18 protein-coding genes and 3 pseudogenes are annotated in these 18,310 nt (G+C 59.1%); 11 read left to right on the top strand and 10 right to left on the bottom strand.

Features of this window, described 5'->3' with window-relative positions:
- Positions 1 to 40: 40 nt before the first annotated feature.
- The 5 genes and pseudogenes from IVA81_RS27565 to IVA81_RS27550 all read right to left on the bottom strand — a co-directional run bounded on the left by IVA81_RS27565 (position 41) and on the right by IVA81_RS27550 (position 7,706).
- Positions 41 to 1,114 (bottom strand): sugar ABC transporter substrate-binding protein, encoded by a 1,074-nt coding sequence (locus IVA81_RS27565; protein ID WP_247323836.1) that lies wholly within the window; start codon positions 1,112 to 1,114, stop codon positions 41 to 43.
- 198 nt (positions 1,115 to 1,312) lie between these two features.
- Positions 1,313 to 2,197 carry an AraC family transcriptional regulator gene (locus IVA81_RS27560; protein ID WP_247323834.1) on the bottom strand — a complete coding sequence of 295 codons (885 nt, stop codon included), beginning with the start codon at positions 2,195 to 2,197 and terminating at the stop codon, positions 1,313 to 1,315.
- 1,162 nt (positions 2,198 to 3,359) lie between these two features.
- Positions 3,360 to 3,575 carry an ABC transporter substrate binding protein gene (locus tag IVA81_RS40420; protein WP_253075492.1) on the bottom strand — a complete coding sequence of 72 codons (216 nt, stop codon included), beginning with the start codon at positions 3,573 to 3,575 and terminating at the stop codon, positions 3,360 to 3,362.
- Positions 3,505 to 4,329: pseudogene (locus IVA81_RS27555) on the bottom strand (ABC transporter substrate-binding protein). The gene IVA81_RS40420 and the pseudogene IVA81_RS27555 overlap by 71 nt, the downstream one beginning before the upstream one ends.
- A gap of 353 nt (positions 4,330 to 4,682) precedes the next feature.
- Complete coding sequence (locus tag IVA81_RS27550) at positions 4,683 to 7,706, bottom strand: BTAD domain-containing putative transcriptional regulator (protein WP_247323832.1); 3,024 nt, start codon at positions 7,704 to 7,706, stop codon at positions 4,683 to 4,685.
- Between the two features lie 144 nt (positions 7,707 to 7,850).
- On the opposite strand from IVA81_RS27550, the gene IVA81_RS27545 reads away from it, so the two are divergent.
- Together IVA81_RS27545 and IVA81_RS27540 are read left to right on the top strand one after the other, a co-directional pair.
- Positions 7,851 to 8,138: a hypothetical protein gene (locus IVA81_RS27545; RefSeq protein WP_247323830.1), complete on the top strand. Its 288-nt coding sequence runs from the start codon at positions 7,851 to 7,853 to the stop codon at positions 8,136 to 8,138.
- Between the two features lie 78 nt (positions 8,139 to 8,216).
- Positions 8,217 to 8,633, top strand: a complete 417-nt coding sequence (locus tag IVA81_RS27540; protein ID WP_247323828.1) for a hypothetical protein — start codon at positions 8,217 to 8,219, stop codon at positions 8,631 to 8,633.
- 823 nt (positions 8,634 to 9,456) lie between these two features.
- Here IVA81_RS27540 and IVA81_RS27535 read toward each other — a convergent pair.
- Together IVA81_RS27535 and IVA81_RS27530 are read right to left on the bottom strand one after the other, a co-directional pair.
- Positions 9,457 to 11,037, bottom strand: coding sequence for a recombinase family protein (locus IVA81_RS27535; RefSeq protein ID WP_247323827.1), 1,581 nt, complete (start codon positions 11,035 to 11,037; stop codon positions 9,457 to 9,459).
- 75 nt (positions 11,038 to 11,112) lie between these two features.
- The gene (locus IVA81_RS27530; RefSeq protein ID WP_247323824.1) at positions 11,113 to 11,298 is read right to left on the bottom strand and encodes a hypothetical protein; all 186 of its coding nucleotides are present in this window, start codon (positions 11,296 to 11,298) and stop codon (positions 11,113 to 11,115) included.
- Between the two features lie 194 nt (positions 11,299 to 11,492).
- On the opposite strand from IVA81_RS27530, the pseudogene IVA81_RS27525 reads away from it, so the two are divergent.
- Both IVA81_RS27525 and IVA81_RS27520 read left to right on the top strand, forming a co-directional pair.
- Positions 11,493 to 11,917 (top strand): annotated as a pseudogene (locus IVA81_RS27525) (hypothetical protein).
- 3 nt (positions 11,918 to 11,920) lie between these two features.
- Positions 11,921 to 12,181: a hypothetical protein gene (locus tag IVA81_RS27520; protein ID WP_247323822.1), complete on the top strand. Its 261-nt coding sequence runs from the start codon at positions 11,921 to 11,923 to the stop codon at positions 12,179 to 12,181.
- Between the two features lie 1,325 nt (positions 12,182 to 13,506).
- On the opposite strand, the gene IVA81_RS27510 is transcribed toward IVA81_RS27520, so the two are convergent.
- Both IVA81_RS27510 and IVA81_RS27505 read right to left on the bottom strand, forming a co-directional pair.
- Positions 13,507 to 13,689, bottom strand: coding sequence for a hypothetical protein (locus tag IVA81_RS27510; protein ID WP_247323820.1), 183 nt, complete (start codon positions 13,687 to 13,689; stop codon positions 13,507 to 13,509).
- Positions 13,690 to 13,974: 285 nt separating this feature from the next.
- Positions 13,975 to 14,133 (bottom strand): hypothetical protein, encoded by a 159-nt coding sequence (locus IVA81_RS27505; protein ID WP_247004662.1) that lies wholly within the window; start codon positions 14,131 to 14,133, stop codon positions 13,975 to 13,977.
- A 273-nt stretch (positions 14,134 to 14,406) separates the two neighbouring features.
- On the opposite strand from IVA81_RS27505, the gene IVA81_RS27500 reads away from it, so the two are divergent.
- The 7 genes from IVA81_RS27500 to IVA81_RS27470 all read left to right on the top strand — a co-directional run bounded on the left by IVA81_RS27500 (position 14,407) and on the right by IVA81_RS27470 (position 17,887).
- Positions 14,407 to 14,607: a hypothetical protein gene (locus IVA81_RS27500; RefSeq protein ID WP_247323819.1), complete on the top strand. Its 201-nt coding sequence runs from the start codon at positions 14,407 to 14,409 to the stop codon at positions 14,605 to 14,607.
- A 435-nt stretch (positions 14,608 to 15,042) separates the two neighbouring features.
- Entirely contained in the window at positions 15,043 to 15,237 is a 195-nt protein-coding gene (locus IVA81_RS27495) for a hypothetical protein (protein WP_247323817.1), read from the top strand.
- A gap of 44 nt (positions 15,238 to 15,281) precedes the next feature.
- Positions 15,282 to 15,491 carry a hypothetical protein gene (locus IVA81_RS27490; RefSeq protein WP_247323815.1) on the top strand — a complete coding sequence of 70 codons (210 nt, stop codon included), beginning with the start codon at positions 15,282 to 15,284 and terminating at the stop codon, positions 15,489 to 15,491.
- 205 nt (positions 15,492 to 15,696) lie between these two features.
- Positions 15,697 to 16,017 (top strand): hypothetical protein, encoded by a 321-nt coding sequence (locus tag IVA81_RS27485; RefSeq protein WP_247323812.1) that lies wholly within the window; start codon positions 15,697 to 15,699, stop codon positions 16,015 to 16,017.
- 110 nt (positions 16,018 to 16,127) lie between these two features.
- Positions 16,128 to 16,298, top strand: coding sequence for a hypothetical protein (locus tag IVA81_RS27480; RefSeq protein ID WP_247323810.1), 171 nt, complete (start codon positions 16,128 to 16,130; stop codon positions 16,296 to 16,298).
- A 545-nt stretch (positions 16,299 to 16,843) separates the two neighbouring features.
- The gene (locus IVA81_RS27475) at positions 16,844 to 17,458 is read left to right on the top strand and encodes an SAVMC3_10250 family protein (protein WP_247323808.1); all 615 of its coding nucleotides are present in this window, start codon (positions 16,844 to 16,846) and stop codon (positions 17,456 to 17,458) included.
- Between the two features lie 183 nt (positions 17,459 to 17,641).
- Positions 17,642 to 17,887, top strand: coding sequence for a hypothetical protein (locus IVA81_RS27470; RefSeq protein ID WP_247323806.1), 246 nt, complete (start codon positions 17,642 to 17,644; stop codon positions 17,885 to 17,887).
- 326 nt (positions 17,888 to 18,213) lie between these two features.
- Here the strand turns inward: IVA81_RS27470 and IVA81_RS40735 are convergent.
- Positions 18,214 to 18,310: pseudogene (locus IVA81_RS40735) on the bottom strand (IS21-like element helper ATPase IstB); the annotation flags it as partial.

The following is an 18,310-nucleotide window of genomic DNA, read 5'->3' as shown; positions in this document are numbered from 1 at the left end:
CGTTCGTCCCGGCCGGCCGAGCGGCCGGGACGGACGCAGTTTACTGCGTGATGCCAAGTTTCTTGCAGCCGGCGGCATATCGGCCCGTGCAGAGCTGGTCAGCCGTCTGGATCTTCTTGTCGATGATCTCCGCCTTCAGGTTCTCCTGCGTGACAACCGCCGGCACGAACAGCTTCGATGGCGCATTGAATAGCGTGGTTTCCGCCTTGGGCGTCTCACCGGAGAGGAACTTCACCGCCGTTTGGGCAGCCGCAGCAGCCACGATCTCACTGGGCTTGGAGATCGTGTTGTACTGATCGCCAGCGATGACGAGCTGGAGCGCGGCGATCGTCGCATCGTTGCCCGTGACCGGCGGCACCGGATCGACACCTGCGGCCTTGAAAGCGGCAATTGCCCCACCGCCCGTGCCGTCATTGGCGGCCACGACGCCGAGGATTTTCTTGCCGAAGCGCGTGACCTGGCCGCTCGCCCATTGCTGCGCCTTCGGCGGCGCCCAGTCCGGCGTGTCGTATTCGGCGAGAATGGGATAGCCGCTCTTATCAAGGCCCTCGTGGATACCCTTCTTGATGAGTCCTGCCGCGGCATCGGTCGGCGATCCATTGATTTCAAGCACGCCCTCACCCTCCTTCGCCGTCACGTTGGTGGCCTTGAGATGCTTAACGAGCGATTCGGAGATGGCCTTGCCGATGGCTTGATTGTCGAAGGACACGTAGAAATCGACCTTGGCGTCCGGGACCGGCCGGTCATAGGCAATGACCTTGATGCCTTGCGATTGTGCCATCTTGACCAGGGAGGCCGCGGCGGTCGAGTCGACGGGATCGAGCACGATCACCTTGGCGCCCTGCGAGATCGCCGAGTTGAATTGCTGCTGCTGCCGCGCAGCATCCGCGCTGGCGTTCTGGTAGATCACCTTGCAGCTCTCGCAGAGCTTCTTCATCTCCGCGGCGAAACCCGGATAGTCATGTTGTTCGTAGCGGGTGGAAGCCTGGTCCGGCATCAGGAAGGCAACGGTCGCGTCCTTCACTTCCGCGGCCTGCGAGAACATGGCCGTTGTACCGAGCAGCGACAAAGCCAAGGCCAATGTGCCCGTCTTTTTCGAGGAGAACCTTTTCATTCGGACTTTCCTTTCCAGAACTGGAGTGCTGTGGTTGATCCCTAAGATGAGTCATCGCCGCTCCCGTCCCCGGCGGTGATGAGTGCCGGTGCTGCGAAGTCGCGCGGAATTCCTGGACAAGCGATTCCTGTCGCGGGCTGCCATCGGCATGCCCACGTTCTTCGTCCCGTTGTTCGTCCTCCTCTTCTTTTTCGCCGACTAGGCAGCGCGTGCCGTGTTGCTGTTTTGCGCGAGCAATCGCCTGAAGCGCGAAGGCGGCATGCCTTTCTCGGCCAAAAACTGCCGGTTGAAATTGGAGAGATTGTTGAAGCCGACCTCGAAGCAGATGTCGGTGATGGACGCCTGCTCGTCGCTCATCAGGATCTGGCAGGCGAGGTTGATGCGAAGCCGCTTGACGTATTGCACCAGCGACATGCCTGTGTGCCGGCGGAAGGAGCGCGAGAACGCGCTCTGCGACTGGCCTGCGATTGCCGCGAGGTCGGCTTCACCGAAAGACTGCGTCAGGTTCTGCCGGATGAAGGCGAGCGCCTTGTTCATGCCCGCAGACATATAACCAGACGGGTCGGGCATATAATTCGGGCTGGAGAGCGGGCGCGCATTTCGGGCGCGGCAGAGTGTTCCCAAGATCGTCAGGAACAGCTCGATCCGACGCACGCCGTTCGCCGTCACGATCTCCTCCATGAGCGGGGCGATCTTGTCGCTCGCGCTGCGGGTGAAAAGCGCGCCGCGGCGGGAGAATTCGAGCAGCGAGGCAAGGCCAGAAAGCTCAGGCATGACCTTTATCAGGTCGCCTACAAATTCTTCGCTGAACTGGAGGACGCGTCCCCGCAGCGGAATGGTACTCCCCGCCGGCAGATCACTCACCCAATTGTGCGGCAGGTTGGGGCCGGTAAGGACGAGATTGCCCGGCTCGAACTCGCCGATAAAGTCGCCGACGAAATAGCGACCGCAGGTGGCTACAACCTGATGGAGCTCGTATTCGGGGTGGAAATGCCAGCGGACCGTATGGAACGGGTAGCCGTGTGACCACGCCTTGAATGACTCGCCGCGCCGTATCTGGACAACTTCCAGGTCCGGTTCCATGTCCGCTCCCTTCGGGCCGGTGCGGCTTGCAATGATCCGCCCCTGTTCCCTTATTGGCTGAATTTGCTCAGCGCTTCCTCTCGTCGGAAGAGTAGCGACCGGTACCCAGGCACGCCACCACCATTTCAATGTGCAACTGATACTTTTTTGACGTGCAGAACGCAGTTGCGAGACCCGCAGAATCCTACGCGTGTGCGGATCGGCGGCAGTCGTCGCGCCGGGAGTGCTTGGACGCCGCGCCCAACATGAACGGGATTTGAGACCAAATCTTTCCGGGTTTGCACTCTCCGCGAAACGGCGTTCCGTGATGGCGGCTCTATTGAAAGTGCGATCTCGCGGACCGGCCGGGTTGCGCACAGCAGGTCATGACCGCGGAAGGATTGCCCACGTCCGATGATTGAGGCTGTTTTTCGCCGCTCGTATTCAACCCATAGAATGGTGTGCTGCGACCGGGGCCCTGCTCTTCAGAACGTACGCTCGCAATGATCATGACTGGCTTCATTTTGATCTCTCGGTGCGCACGCCGCGCACACGAAGCCATTTTGGTCGCCGCACGAAGCGGTGTTGAAACAATGCGATCCCATATTGAGAAACGATGATCGGCCCTGAAGGAGGGTTAGATGCGTAGCCTGATTTTCGGCGTAGTGCTCGTAGCTCTGGCAACGATCGGATTTTCATCGTTTATTTCGGCCGCCGTTTCTGCAGCGCGGGATGCGAAGGCCGCAACATTCTCGGAACGGTTCGCGCCAGCACTAATGGTCCCCTCCAGCACTTAAGTTCGCCGGCCGCAGCAGAAGCTTGGGGAAATTCCACCGTTAGGTCAACGCATCTGCATTTTCCGAATCGACGTTCCATGGTCGCTCGCCCATGCGTCGCGTTCAGGGGTGTTGATTTGAGCCAGTTTCTATCGATGCTGCTGCTAACAACAGCCGTGGTACTGACCGTCTGCTTCGGAGTGGCGGCCTGGCGCCTCTCTGACGAAAAGGACGTCGACGTTACTGGCCAGATCCCGCGCCAGTCCTATGGATGGAAGGTGCCACCCACCCGATAGTCCTACAGCGCTCTCTGCGTGAAACCAGGTTGCACTCCGCTGGCATGGTCTTTGCGGATCCAGCCAAATCTTCGTTGGTCCCGGCAGGGAGTCATGGACCCTAGCAAGACATTATTCGATCACCTCATCGGCGCGGACGAGTAGTGAGGGCGGCACGGTGAGGCCAAGCGCCTTGGCGGTCTTCATGTTGATCACAAGCTCGAATTTCGTCGGCCGCTCTACCGGTAGGTCGACAGGTTTGGTGCCTCTGAGTATCCTATCGACCAAATTGCCTGCACGGCGGAATAGATCGGCTGTATCCGCGCCGTAGATCGACAATTCCGCCATTGGCGTAGACTCGAAACAAGTAGTTTGCGGGCAGACGATGCTTCGCCGCGAGTGCGATTATTCGCGGCGCCTCGACATAGGTGAGCGGATCACCGAAATCAATTATCGCATCGGCGTTCTGGGCAGAAGCCGAAGCAAAGGCGATGTCAAGTTCCTCGGCCGTGGCCGCTTCAACTGTCAGCAGCACTATGCCGAGCTTCCGCGCCTTGCTGCGTGTCTCTTCCACTAAGTAGAGCATTGGGTTCTTTGGATTGACCAAGATCGCGATTCTCGAGGCGCCGGGAATAAGTTCGCGAAGGATTTCGATACGTTTACCGAAAAATCTTCGGGTACGTTGGTCGTAATACCCGTTATGTTACCCCCGGTCGCGATAGGCTTTGAACGAGGCCGAGGCGGACGGGGTCAGCACAGCGACGAATACAATTGGAATGGTGGCAGTTGCCGATTTCAGGGCTAGGGCCGCTTGAGGTCCCGCGGCGATTAGCACATCGGGATTGAGGGCGATCAGGTCGGCGACTGAAGCTGGCAGTTGATGGGGAGGATGAGAAAAGCGCAATTCGATAATCAGATTTCCACCTACCCAGCCGTGGTGTCGCAGCCCATCAAGGAATACACGCTCGGCTTGATTAAGGGCCCGCCCGCTCCCATCACCGACCGCAAGAAAGCCAATGCGACGAGGCTTCCTCTGTGCCCACAAACTCTGGGGCGAAACGAGCACCGCCGCAGTAGCCGCTATGAACTCCCGCCGCTTCATTCGTTCCTCATGGCTGCTTGAGGACGACGGGATGCAGAATATCACGCCTCAATGATTGTCGCACTCAGTGCGGGCGCATTTGCGTCGCAAATCGGGCATTAGCGAGAGTGACAATGGGCCAAAGCGCCGTTTGGACTACTGCCCGCGCACTTCCGGTCTGCACCGACAATCGGACGCACGCGAGGTTAGCAGCCACCTCCCAAAAGGGCCAGAAGCTGACCTCGCTAGAAGGCTACCTTGCTTCGCTTCGGCTTATTCAGACGTGCCCTCGTCACTTCTTTCTACATCATCAAATCCGACGCCCTGCGAGCAATCGTCAGTCACGCCTGCCGCACCCTTCGGGATCAATTCCATCACGAGGCCGCAGTGGACGCACCCATTACATTTAATGCGTGCCGGACCTGATTGGACGCATAATCAACCACTTCGCGATGGGTCATTCCCGCACCGTGCCTTTTCGCCTGCTCAAAGGAGGGATCGCCCAGCACGCGGCGGATGCGGGCGACGGTGTCAGGTAGCTCCGGGAAAAAACTGCTGGACGGGATCATTTGCGAGAGGGCACCGCTGAGCGTGGCCGCAGCCGTCGGATGGCCAAGTCGCTCAAACAGGAGAATCAGGGTAGCAGTGGTGAGGGTCGCAAGCCCAATTTCGTTTGATTGCCCCCAGATTTCGAGCATTTGGGGGAGCGATCGTAACGTCTTGCCCGGATCACCGTTCCGCACCTGCAGCTCCGCGACGGCCGGTATGATGACGATCTCCCAGTAACGGTTGCCAGATGTCCTCGCATGAGCCAGCGCCTTCTCGAGCGCATCCAAGGCACGTACTGGGTTGGCTTTGCTGAAGGCTCTTCCTTGGGAAAACAGCGCAGCAACGAGCGAACTTGGCGTTCTTGTGGCCGCAACCTTTTCCAAAATGTCGTCGGCGATCGCCATCGCCTCTTCATGCGCGCCGGCCATTGCCAGATAGAAAGGAAGCGTGGCGAGGCATTGCCGCTCGCGCTGGTCAGCTGGGTGCTCGGCGCCGGCCCGCGCAAATCTGACCGCTCTTTCGGCATTGCCCTGTCGGGACTCGATCATGGCTAGAACCGCGAACGCCCATACCGGCGGATCAAAGTTGGCGTTGCCGATCAGCGCTATCGCTTCCTCGGCGTAGCGCGTCGCCTCTTGAACATTTCCCAGGTTCCACGTCCGGATCGCTGCATAGGTTAGCACGGCTCCGAGCCGGCGATGATCGGCACGACGAACTGCATCGACGATCTCTGTCGGCCAATTGAGAGGCTCGCTGCGCACCCGGAGTACTGCCATGCCCGGAATCCTCGACGCAATGCGGGCCGCGACGTCGATATTATCTTGACTACTCGCCCACCGAAACGCCCCCCGCAGGTTGTCGATCTCCTGATCGAGCCAGGCGTAGGCCATCAGTTGCTGCGGGCTTCGCCAAACTCTGTGGTGCGTCTCTGCTGCCTGCGCGAAAAATTGCGCATGACGATCGCGAACGGCCTCCCTTTCGCCCAGCACCGCGAGCCGCTCCTCGGCAAACTGTCTAATCGTTTCGAGCTGGCTGTATCGGACAGCATTCCCGACTCGTCTGGTACCGAGCAGCGATTTCCGCACCAACGAGTCCAGGATAAGCAGAACGTCCGGGGTAGCGATGTCGCCGCCGCTGCAAACGCACTCGGCAGCTTCCAGCCCGAAACCTCCGGAGAACACCGACGCGCGCGAAAGGAGGGCCTGCTCAGACGACGATAACAGGTCATACGACCATTCCACGGCGTGGCGCAGCGTCTGATGCCGCTTCAGGACGCGTCGCGACCCGTTGGTGAGCAGGTGGAAGCGTTCATGCAGGCGATCGCGTATCTGAGCGGGACTCATTGCGCGCGTTCGGGCAGCTGCGAGTTCGATGGCTAAGGGGATGCCATCGAGGCGGCGGCATATTTCGAGCACCGTTTCGGCGTCACCATTGAGCTCGAAGCGTGGTTCCGCGCATCGCGCGCGCTCCACGAACAACTCCACGGCCGGTGCTTCAACTCCGCCGCCGCACTCGAGTGGCGCCAGCGGGTAGGTTCGCTCGCCCTCTATCATCAGCGTCTCTCTACTGGTCGCCAGCAGGCTGACGTGTGGGCATGCCGACAGAATCTGCCGTGCAAGAGCGGCTATCGCATCGATCAAGTGCTCGCAATTATCGAGAATGAGAAGCAAGCTTCGTCTCGACAGCGAATGGGCGACGCTTTGCTCAATGGTCTTGCCGGCCTGCTGCGCAATGCCGAAGACATCGGCGATAGCATGACCGATCGCATTGGGATCATCGAATGCGGCAAGCTCCACCAGCCACGTGCCGTCTGCATAATCTCGATGCATCTGTGCCGCAAGCCGCAGTGCAAGTCGTGTCTTGCCGATCCCGCCGGGACCCGTCAGCGTCACCAGCCGCGCGCTGGACAGGATGCCGCCGGCCTTGGCGATATCCCTGTCACGCCCGAGAAAGCTCGTTGTCTCGGCAGGTAGATTACCAGGCGCAGCAATCGCGTGCATCGACGAGGAAATGCTTTTGTCCAAAACGTCCGCGGGTGGCGATCCATCGCTGCTCACGCTGGCAGGTCCCTGTGGCACTGCGCTGCGCACCACGGAGGAGTTGAGCTGTGTACGATTCCACTCTCGCAGGAGGTCGCGGTGAAGTGTTTTGGTTTGCGCATCGGGCTCGATGCCCAATTCTCTGGAGAGGAGTTCGACACAAGTGCGATATTGGCGGAGCGCCGCGCCCCGTCTGCCCTGCTGGGCATATAGCTTCATCAGGGTGCAATGAACCACTTCTTGCAGAGGATCTGCGGCAAGCAGGCGTGTTGCGATGTGAATGCCACGTTCGAGCGCACCTGCAGAGAGGTGATGATCGAGCAGTCTTGCCATACCATCTAAGGCAAGTTGACGGAACCGCTGACGCTCCGTCGCTGCCCAGCTTTCAAATTCCGGTGCCGCTACCTGAAAGCCCTCAAGGAATTCACCACGGTAGAGTTCGATAGCCCGCTCCAGATTCTCGACACCCGATTTCCTGATGAGATCCTCGAATGTCCTTGCATCGATCGTGAGAGCGGCTGGCGCGAGACCGATCGTATCCTCGTGAGCAATCAACGCGCCCGGACAGGCGTATGACAATGCCTTGCGCAAAAGGCTCAGCGCCTGGCGAAGGCTGTCGCGGGCCTGCGCCTCGATGTGGTCGCCCCACAGCAGCGCCGCAAGCTTGGGCCGGGCCTGTGCCTCCCCCTCGTGCAGCGCCATATAGGCCAGCAGGGCTGTCGTCTTTTTGGTGACCAACGGGATGGGCTCTCCGGTGTCCTCCATCTGGAGCCGGAAACCGCCGAGAAGTGCGAGGTTTGCCTTCGCCATATCCGCCGGCCCTAGGCTCAGGATGCAAAAAGCACCCGGTCCGACGATTTTGCGAATTTATCACGCTCGGGCCGACAGGTCCATTGCGACCGGCAAGTAGTCTGCGTGCGAGGTCAGGGCCCACTAACACCAATGGAGATCACCATGTGGAACCGCTTGTCGATCGCAGCCGCCGCAGCCTTCATGATGGGCACAATCGGAGCCAACGCTGCAGAACTGCCGACGTATGAAGTTATGGGTTTTCCGATCACGCCGCATCAGTTCGCGGCAGTGGGTCCCGCCAATGCGCGACAAGACACGTCCACGGCCGGCCTGTCAGGCCCGGTTCTGGCGCCGCGCCAAGGAGCACGCGACGAGCAGAGCACCAGCGGCGGCCGAGCGATCACAGCGCTGGTACTCTCCCCGGTTATGGCGATCGAGCCTTCGCGGTAAGTCGCGGGCGTCGCGCGGTGTCTGGCTCCCAATAGAACCGCGCGGCCCACGCAAACGGGTGGGGAAACGGAGGTTTCCATGACCAGTTCCAATGGACGCCCGGCGCATCTTTGTCGGTTGATCGTAGCGCGCACGGTGGGATTGTGTACGGTCACATTTTTCGGCATCAACACAGCCTATTCACATGACCTGATGCGACCAGAACTGAACGCTTGGTTCAAAAGTCTTAAGAACAAGGCAGGTGAGCCGTGCTGTGATGGTGGGGACGGCCAATATGCGGAGGCCGAGTGGGATATGGCAAAAAATGGCTATAGAGTCCTTCTGAAACATCCGCATCGGCCCAACGAACCCGGGCAGTGGTTTGACGTGCCAAACTCTGTCGTGCTCAACCGGCAGAACCTCAGCGGCAGGTCGATGGTTTGGTGGTGGCCGTCCTACGCCGATGGAAGAATGACTCCTTTGTGGCGCTGCTTCATTCCCGGACCGGAGGGATGATCCTCCCCTGGCAAACAATAGCACCGCAAGTCCGCCATGGGGTCACATACTCGCCCTTGGTCCGCTAGCGCTCTGAAAGCCGATTGCGCCCCGGACAACTGCGTAGCGCAAACTTGCGAGAAGTATGGCTCTCCCTACGCGAGCCCTTAGCGAGCGGCCGACACTCCTCCGATTGGCCGATCGGCGGATCCTAGGCAAGCCGGGAGAGCAAGGTGCCTGAAGGACGCCGAAGGGCACTGCATCAACACGGCGGATTGGTCATCAACAATGGCCGCATGCGACCGCGCCGAGAACACCCTCATTTCTTTGTAGCTGCGTGAACTGCACAGTTAGCAGCGCTCGAACTTGAATTGCTCCGTCCCCGCTCATCCGGATCTGGCCCTCGCTGCACAATGCGATAGCCTTGATGAGCGTGAACGAATTCTCTTTCGAGATATCCAAGTTCGCCCGTACTTGACGAGCTTCTCCTTGGAAGCCAGCGATGTCCCTGGGCCGTTGTCATTTAGGAATGATGTCTGAACCTCGCACCTAGTCTCCGCGCCGATGAGCACGCGCTGCCAGACCAATTTTGTTGGGCCGACGGAGCACAGCGTCTCGACGGTTTCCAGTGGATTCCGGACGTATTGTATAGCTCCATTTGAATGGACAAGGTGGACCCCGCCAAGCCATTCGGCCGCCTCTTCAATGCGCTCGAAAAACTTCAGCTTGTCAGTCGCAAGCTCCTTCGAGCGCCCCACCATGGCAGGTGCCTCAACTACTCCCATCGGATATCTGGCGATTGCCGGCGCGCGGACTTGTAATGAACACCGGCGCCCCCAGCCCGTCACCTCAACGATGCCGCGACCTTCTCCATCGTGACCCGCAGCACATCGCTTATCGTGGGGCAGCGATAGACTGCATAGCGAGAGCGGGACGTCGCCGTTAGCCCAATTACATGCTTGGCCATTTCGCTCAAAGGTATGAGGAAGTAGTCAACGACCTCCCTGTTTGTCTTATCATCCAATCGTAGCGCAAGAATCAGTCCGGCTGGTTCGATCGTGCGCCGATGGACGAACCAGCATGGCGCGTGGCATCTCCCGACGTAATACCGCGCCATCCGTACCGAGATCGCGAGCTTGCCTGCAACCGTCATCACTCCAGTTTCGGCATCAAAGACTGCGGTGACACCACGCGCCGTGATATGAGTGACCAGAGTTTCTACCTGTCTCGATAGCTCAGCTTTTGATAGCTTTCGCGCGTCGGCGTAATCGTAACTCCGCTCAGAATCAACGTATCCGACACGGCGAAAGGCCTCCCTCAGGCTTCCGAAACGGTGTGCGTAAAGTGCGGGGCTCGGCACATTTTCCGTACCAGCCAGAATCGAGGCGCTCAGCTTCCCATTCGCCGACAACGTCTCCCGCAACTTCCTAAGAAGCAGTTCATTCGACCACCTGCCTTGTTTTTCCTCCAACAGATTCTGGGCTTTAAGGAATATGCTCTTGTCAACGATCGGCTCGAAAAGACCAGTGGCTCGAATCCATAGCTCCGGTGGATCCCTCTTCTTCGCCTGCCTCAACCGGACTGACATTCGATTATAGACGCTATTGCCAATGTAGGTCTCGTTACTCAAGACCTGACGGACTATGGCAAGTGACCACGGCTTCGTTCTGTGGTTGGGGATTTCCTCATTGTTCAGCCAGCGAACAACGGATCCTCGCGAACGGCCATGAACGACAAATTCCCGAAAGATGCGAGCTACGATACGCTGCTCGTTCTCCGCCCCCGGCCGGATCACGACCCGGTCCGTCTGTAGATGCTTGCGTTGGCCTTTCAGCAATATCCCCTTTGAGCGCCCGTTTTCATCGAGCAGTTCGCGCTGGAGGCCATACCCCGCAGGGCCACCCTGCTTGAACCCGAGACTGGCGACGCGGCAGGCGCCAGCATGGACCTTGACCGAGAGCTCTCGTGAATATTCGGCCGCCATCACCCGTTTGATATTTTTCACGATGCTTGCGATGACGCTGCCGTTGTTATCGAACTCCTCCGCACAGTAGCAAACCTTGATCCCTGCCTGCCGGCAAGTGAACTCGTAGTATGCGCTTTCATCGACGTCCTGAAATCTTCCCCATCGGCTCACGTCATAGACGAGGATATGATCGAAATCCGCGCGGCCGCTACGGACGTCATCAATTAGCTCGATCAACCCCTCGCGACGCTGGATGCGAAGACCGCTTCGGCCTTCGTCCCCATAGGTGCGAACAATCACGAGCTCATGCTGCGCGGCATACACGGCAATCGCGGCGGCTTGGATCTGCGTAGAGTAGCGCTGATGGTCCGTCGACATCCGCACGTATTGGGCGGCCCGTCCCGCGCTTGAGGGTGATAGCAGATCAGACGCAGGGCGAATGATCACGGCGTTGGTCATGTGCGCCTCCGCTATAAAGGGGCTCACTTCCGCTTGATGCAGTCACCAGAGCAACGAGAAACCGTGCTTGCTCAGTCATCCTAGCACGGCCGAGCAGACGACGGAAAACAGGCCGCCCCATAGCCAAGAGCGCCCGCGCGCGGCACTGATCGATCTCAGGTACAGGAACGCCCCCAGAAGGGTTCCGTAGTTCCTCCTGAAGTCACCGTTGAGCTTAGCGATCTTGGACAACTCGTTAGAAGCTTCGGCTTCATCCGCCATGGCTGGTCCTCTGGTTAGAGCCAGCGTCTTATGAACCACCGTTTTGCCCGACGGAGCAAGTGATTATTTCGGTTTTTCAAAACTTGATCTTAGGACGTCCATCGATGCTTGACCAACCTTTTGGCGGCGACGGGACGGTAGGTAGATAGGGCTAGCGGCTTGCCTCTTGATCCATTCGCCGGAATCTATCTGGCATGAGCACCAAGTCGCGAGAGGTCATCTGGGGCGGCCGGATCATGGGTGCAAAGATCCATGCTAAGGGAGCGCGTGAGCGTGCCCAGCAGGCCACCCGTGAGGCAGACCGGGCGGAGGCCGACGCCTGGTCCGTTCGCATGGAGGGCTACGGCGGTCCTGCCCAACCCTCTCCAACGATCGGCCAATGTCTTAACGGACGGCTTGCCTGGCTGGAAGTCGAGTGCTCCCGCTGTAAGACACGCGCCAGCCTGCCACTGGAGGCCATTCGCCGACCTCGAGACACCCCGCTCTGGAAGTTGGAAGCTTCCCTGAAATGTCGATCGTGCCGCACGCCACGCTACGCGCCCCGGCCCGCATGATCAAGTTGACCGAGACAAGGCAGATCACGCCCTATAAATGGGTGCATCCGACCGAAGAGCGGTAGAGCATGACAAGGTTCACGGCCCAACGACCCTATTCAGATCCTGAAACCGCAGCGCGTCAGTTGGTTCAGCTCACCGCCAGCATCGAGCCGGCCCAGGACGGCCGCATTCATATTGAGAAAATCAACGCACCTTTCCTCTACACGCTGAAGGGCAGCGGCGCGGAGTTCGGCGCGGGGATCAAGCACGCTGTCCAGCAAGGCTTGCTCGAGCTGCACGAGAGCGGCACCTATGTGCGCCTTCTAAGTCCAGGCAAGAGCCTGTGACCTAGCAACTTCGGGTCCTCCTCGGCCGCAATTCGGCGCAAAAAAAAGGCCCCAGCGTTTGGCGGCGGCTGGGGCCGTTGGAACGCTCCGGCCCCAAGGGGGGCTTTGAGCCGGAGCACAGCACCAATCCAGTTACTTGCTACCAGTTCCTAGGGAAGAGGCTGCGGTGGGCTTGCGAGAGCCGGCCCATCGCCAAACGCGCGTCTGACGACGGACCGTCCCGGGTGGATGACGCGTCTAGATCGCGCCACAGACCGAAATCCTAATCTCCCCGGCCGGAGAGTCGTTCCTCGTAAGATACCCCTGGTGCGGCGTGTAGGCGGCAATCGAGGGGGCTAACTCTCACTCGCCAACGAAAGAACATTTCGCCTGCGATCGCGAGGCGTTCAGCGGTTTGGGATCGAGCCAAGGGGCACTTGGCATTGCGCGTCCTGCATGTCGCGATGCTGGCGCGGTTCGTCGCGGCACCGGCCGCGGGATCTGTCTCAAGCCAGCGCGCCTGCGGCTTACTTTTGCAGGCACCTTCCTTTCGCGGCCGCATTGATCGCGATGAGCGAAGTTGATTTTGCAAGATACGTTCAGCAAGCGCAGGACTGCCTAGACGAGGCTCGGAAGGCCACGTGGGAGGTCGACAAGGAGGCTTGGTTGAAGCTCGCAGGAGAGTGGATGGAGATGGCGCGCAAAGCCCAAAGGGAGAGGCCTTCTGAGCACTGAGCGACGCAGGCCTGGCTCCCGAGGCGTGGCCTCGTTTCATGTTAGGAACTGAACCTGCCTAATACCGTTGCGGAGTCCTCGTAAACGGCTGAGGAACGCGCCATGACACAGCGCCGCCGAAGGGTGAAGCAAACTCGAACCCTTGAAGAACGATTGGCCGAACAGGCCGCCCACTGAAAGCACTGGCTGACCAATTGCCTGCGGGTAGTGAGCGCGAGGGGCTTCTTAGAAGGGCACGCTTAGCTGAGACCGGCGCCCATCTCAGCGATTGGCTTACTCACCGGGGTTGCGGTAAACGGAGTAAGGCCTTGATTTAAGTCAACGGGCTTCTTTAAAGCTAGTTGCACCATCGGGCCATGACCAAACCCGAGGAACAGAGCGAGGAGAAAGAGGCCGAGCCACTCTCGTGGAGGAGGCACGGCGGATCGTTGAGGAGTACGCCAACGACTTGCGAGAGATCATCCGGAAGCTCCGCCGGAAGATGAACTAAGGCCGCGCCAATTGGCGGCCGCTTTCTGGCGGACCTTTCCTGCACTCGCCGACGTCTAGCAGCGTCACCAGCTTGGGAGACCCGCCTAGGTCTATCGGATCTTCGAAAGGCCGCCCCCCAGTCATCCTTTGCTCTTCACACCCTCCGCAATCGCACGCTCGACTTCGGCGGCGAGCACGCTTAGGTGATCCGCCAGCCGGCTGAAGAGTTCTCGCTTCTTAGCATCGCTGGCCAAATCGCGGATGAGGGCGCACTCCGCCGCATCCCTGCGGAGCTTTTCCAACTGAGCCTGCATGTCTTTCATTGCGGTCGGTCCGTTCCCAAACGGGAACTATACCCGGTGTGTGCAAAAGCGGACAGAACTGATTGCCGGTTTTTCCTAGGCTCAAACCACCTTGGCGTTTCCATTACCGCCAGGCACTTCAGCGGCCCCAGCACCATCGTGATTTTGCTGGGGCCGTTTCTCTGCCGGTGTCGATCAGCCGGGGGGGCGCGCATTAGGGCAGTAGGCAATTCGGATTAGGCACGTGGGGTCAACGGTCCCAACAGTCCCGGGCGCACCGAAGCGCGCCTGAAGGGGATGGATTTCTTATTTGGGACCGAAAGCGCTCAGGAGCCCGATCGCAACGGGTATCAGGGCGACGCAGGCCCAGAAAGCTGGCGCGCCAGAGTTTAGACCGGCAATGAAGATCCCGATGCCAAAGCCGACGATAAAGGCCGAGATCGCATAGGCAACTACTGTGTCCATCGGTCGATCCACAGGCAACAGGATCGATGCCTCTTCAGGACGCGCCGCGGCACCAAACGTTCCAGCGCACTCGCCCCTGAAGGGGATGGATTTGTTAATCAGGTGAGATGACAGGCGGAGCGTGAGAACTCCCGTCAAACAGCCTTGCCGGGCTGCGTTTGGCACCAGGACGATGGCGGGGCGATCCTTGCCGGGATCCGACTTTGTGCCAACGATCCGCCTCGCTCGCCAAGAGCGGCGCCGCCAAACCGCCCTCAGGCCGAAATCGAGCGGTTGATCGCCTTCCTCGACGCCTCCGATATCTACGTCATCACCGAGTTGGAGGAGCAGTGCGAGGACGAAGGCGCTGCGGGCGACCAGGAGCCGTCGCTCGGTTCGACCAACAGCAGCAACCAGGAGCGCTGGGCGGTTGGCTGCACGGACGACACCGAGCAGGAGTACGATGGCCGGGAGCCGGACGACAGGCATAGGTGACCTTGACAGCTTGCTCGACCAAGTCGGCTCGCAGAGTTGGCAGCACGGGGCAATGGCATGAAAGAGGAGCTCTGGCATTGCCGCCACGCTGTCCAAATCGTGTCCGCCCTGCCGGAGGCGCCCGAAGACGCGCTCTCGATTCTGCGGCTGGCTATGCAGCTCGTGACCGGATTCCTAGCCGGCTCCGAGGCGGCACCAAAGCCACACCGGTTGTCGCGCTCGCCAAGCGACTTTGAGGCCAGATCCCTGATCAATGGGGCCCGCCAGTACATGCTAGCCGTCCATTATGCTAGCAACGTGGCGTGCCCCGCCGATCGTGCGGAACGTCGAGGCACCGGCCGCAGGTTCTGTTTCAACGCAGCGCCTGCGGCCTTACTTTGGGTGGGGGAACCGGCCGCGGGGAACAGCGTTTTGTAGGAACCAAGGATGGTTCCTATGACCGCGTTTCCCCTCCCGGATATTCTTCATCGAATGATCGCGGGCGAGCTGGAGCAGCTTCAGTCCAAGTGTCTCTTGGCACGATCAGAGACGGCCGAACGCCTCGCCATCGCAAGCGAAATGCTCTGGCGTTCTCAGCAATTGCTGACCCGGGCGGTGAAAGACGAGGGCTCGTTGTCGGATCATCCCTAACCTATGCAAATGCAACCTTTGTTTAGCACGTGCATTTTTTGCCAATGCCAGATGCGCTGCTCTGTCGTGCCGAACTTGCCATCCAAGAAGCCCGCAAACTGCGGGACGAGCGAGACGCCCTCGATCTGAATGGCGAATTGATCCGCACCGAATGCCGCCGCGCTTTGCTCGCTAGCTACATGGTGCGCACAGAGGTCAGAGGCTACCAAGAAGACAAAGAGCAAGGCCGCCAGTTAGCGACCGGGGCCGATTAACCGCGCTTTCGCACGTAGAGAGCGTCACGCAGCCCGACATGTTCCAGCCTTCACATAGCTGGATCTTGCATAGCCCGATTTAATTAGCTGGCTATCCGCGAAAGATAAGCGCACGGTCTGCGTATCACCGGCCGAGGCTTTGCCCGTAGGCGTCGGTGGCTGAGAGACGCGCCGCGCTCCTGCCTGCTAGGCAGAGGAGCGGCTGATGTCCAAGTCGATCAACAATGACCATAATGATTTGCGGCGGCGTCTCGCCTCGCGTGACATCGAGCTGATCGCCCGAACCCGCGAGCTAATCGCACGCAGTATGGAGCTGTTGAGGCAGCCACTGCCGTCAACATTCCTCGGGAAGCCGCGCGGCCGGACAAAGATCAGGCCTGATTTACTAACCCAGGACAATGCGGCCCGGTCTCGATTCAACGTATGCATGCCTGATGACCGAGCTCGCCACATCGCGGACCGCGTCGCCCAGACCTTCTTGTCCTCGGTGTTCGGGCGTGTTGGTCGTTGTCCTCAAGGTGTTTGATCCCCACAATGATCGAAACGTCCGATACTTCCAATGCCAGTCGCGCCGCAAACACGTTTGGGACGATGAGCTAGAGTAGAGGCCACGAACCTTTGGAATGGGAAACGCGCATGGAAATCGGGGCTGGGCCTCTTTCGACGACCGAGCTGACGATCCTGGAGCGCTATAAGCGGGCGGCGCGTGAGGAAATGGACGGCCCCAACCTCCTCCAGCTGCTCAAAGAAATCGAGGACGAAATAAGAAGACGGGTCGCCGTGGTTTTTGAGGTCCTGCAAACCTGAAGGGAGTGAACGGTTAGCCAGCCACGCTCTTCACCGATCTCCGAGGATATCATTCCAAGTCGTCTTCTGGCCCGCAACGGGCTTCGCTCCGACGGTTGCAACGTCCGCTTCCAGGAGGCATGCGTTCGAAGAACGCTTGTGACCCAGAGCGGATATACGGCGGTGCGCTCACCTATCGCGAGCTAATTTCAGAAGGCCGAGGGCGATAATTAGAAAGACGGGGACGATAGACACAAAGGAAAGAATTGCCGTCAGGCTCTTATGCCAAAACAGAAAGTAAGTTGCGCTTGCGATGACAGACATCGACAGCACCGAGCCAACTAAAGCCAAAGTCTGTTTTGCGCGTTTCATAGCGCCCTACACGGTTGGACACGTGTCAGCTCTGCATCACCAAACACTAACGGGAGCTAAACGGCCGGTGCGGAAGTTCGGCTCATGGCCCGTAACGGACCTGCCGCGCTGTCCGCCGAATCGCCCGTTTCTAGCGCGACCCGAACTCGATGAGCATCCGCTCGGCGCATTTTGACAAACAAATGAGGCTGCCGATGAAATACTACCTGTACATTTCCGAAACCAAGGTGGGCATGCTTCACAGCCAGATTGGAGTGACGCGCTTCAGCAAAATCAAAGCTGCCATAAAACTGAAGATGCCATTTTTTGAAGCATCGGTGGATAGCGACGCCGGGAAGAAGTCGATCTACGCAAAGGCGGAAGAAATCAGAAACCAAATTCTCGCGGGAGGGGAGTGCGGTACGATTGCCGCCCCGAAAGCGTATGTCGATGATACTGCCAACCTCTCATTCGGCCGCGTCGCGGATTACGCGGCAGAGATCGCGTTTTTTGGCGGCATCGTCGGCTCGAAAAGCGTTGCATTAATAGGTTCGTCGTCGAGTTTGATTGGTGCGGCGAAACAGGACGCGAACCACACGATCGACTACTACGAAATCAAGTTCATGGCAGAAACGAGCGACGAAATTAATCCGACTTTCCCAGCAAAGAGAGAGAGGTATGAGAATTTCGAGAAACAGATGGAAGCGTCTGTCGTCGATGCTCTAAAACGCGTTAGAAATCGTCCCCGACCTGTGGCATTCGTTGCCAAAGTGATCCTCGCATCGCCCAACTTCTTGGTTGCCAGTCCAATTTTCGTCCGCGAGGCTTGAGCTCGTCCCCACCCAGCGTCCGATTTTCTCTCGCCGTTCCCGATACGAAATGCCCTGATCAGCCCATAAGATCGGCGCGAGCTTGGAGGATCGCGATGCGCCCCTCGGGGGAACGTCGAGATCATGACTGCATTGAGTAGTCGAGCGGCTTAAACTGCCGCCTCCACCCCTTAGGAGCGAACGGTGTCGAGATCACCGGTTTCGAAGGACGAGCTTGAGCGAATTGCGCTGCAAGAGATCCGGAGTTTTCCAGGCACAGAAAGGGTTGTCTCCATCGAAGTTGAGTTCGAGCCAGATTACCGACTCGGCACCACAGACTGGAAGCTGCATGTCGTCGCACAGGAAGGCTGCGATCTTGCGCGCGTTCAATACGCCGCAAAGACGACAAGCGACCGGCTCAAACGTCGCTATGACATCCGATTAAACTGACTTCCGACTGCTCTACATCAAGCCGATTGCATCGGCCGGAGTAGAGACCACATCGGCTCCAGCCTGGAGGTTTTTCGGAGGGCAGCAAATTCCCCGCAGACCACTGCAGAACGACCAGGTTTGACATCACGTCATTCAAAGACCCGCCGGCACTCTGTTCCTCACTCGGGACCTAAATTGAACGTCTGCGTTGGGGCGTCAAGAGTTCCGCCAATGGCCGATCTCGAGGATATTTTGGCATGCGTCGCCGCATCAAGCAGTCCGCCTCGTTCAGTCAGGGGCTCATCGAGGAAGCTGCAGAATTTCGGAAAGCCGCCGAACAGCTGTCAATCGGCTTGCAAATTTGACCCCTCATCGGCGTCCAATTTTGACCCCTTAGCACGGCGGGCTTTGCTGGTAGCGCTCGTCTCGTCGGAGCTGGCC

Source organism: Bradyrhizobium sp. 141 (assembly GCF_023074055.1).
Classification (GTDB): Bacteria; Pseudomonadota; Alphaproteobacteria; order Rhizobiales; family Xanthobacteraceae; genus Bradyrhizobium.
The sequence above is the reverse complement of the archived record's forward strand: the minus strand, read 5'-3'. Positions and strand labels throughout refer to the sequence as shown.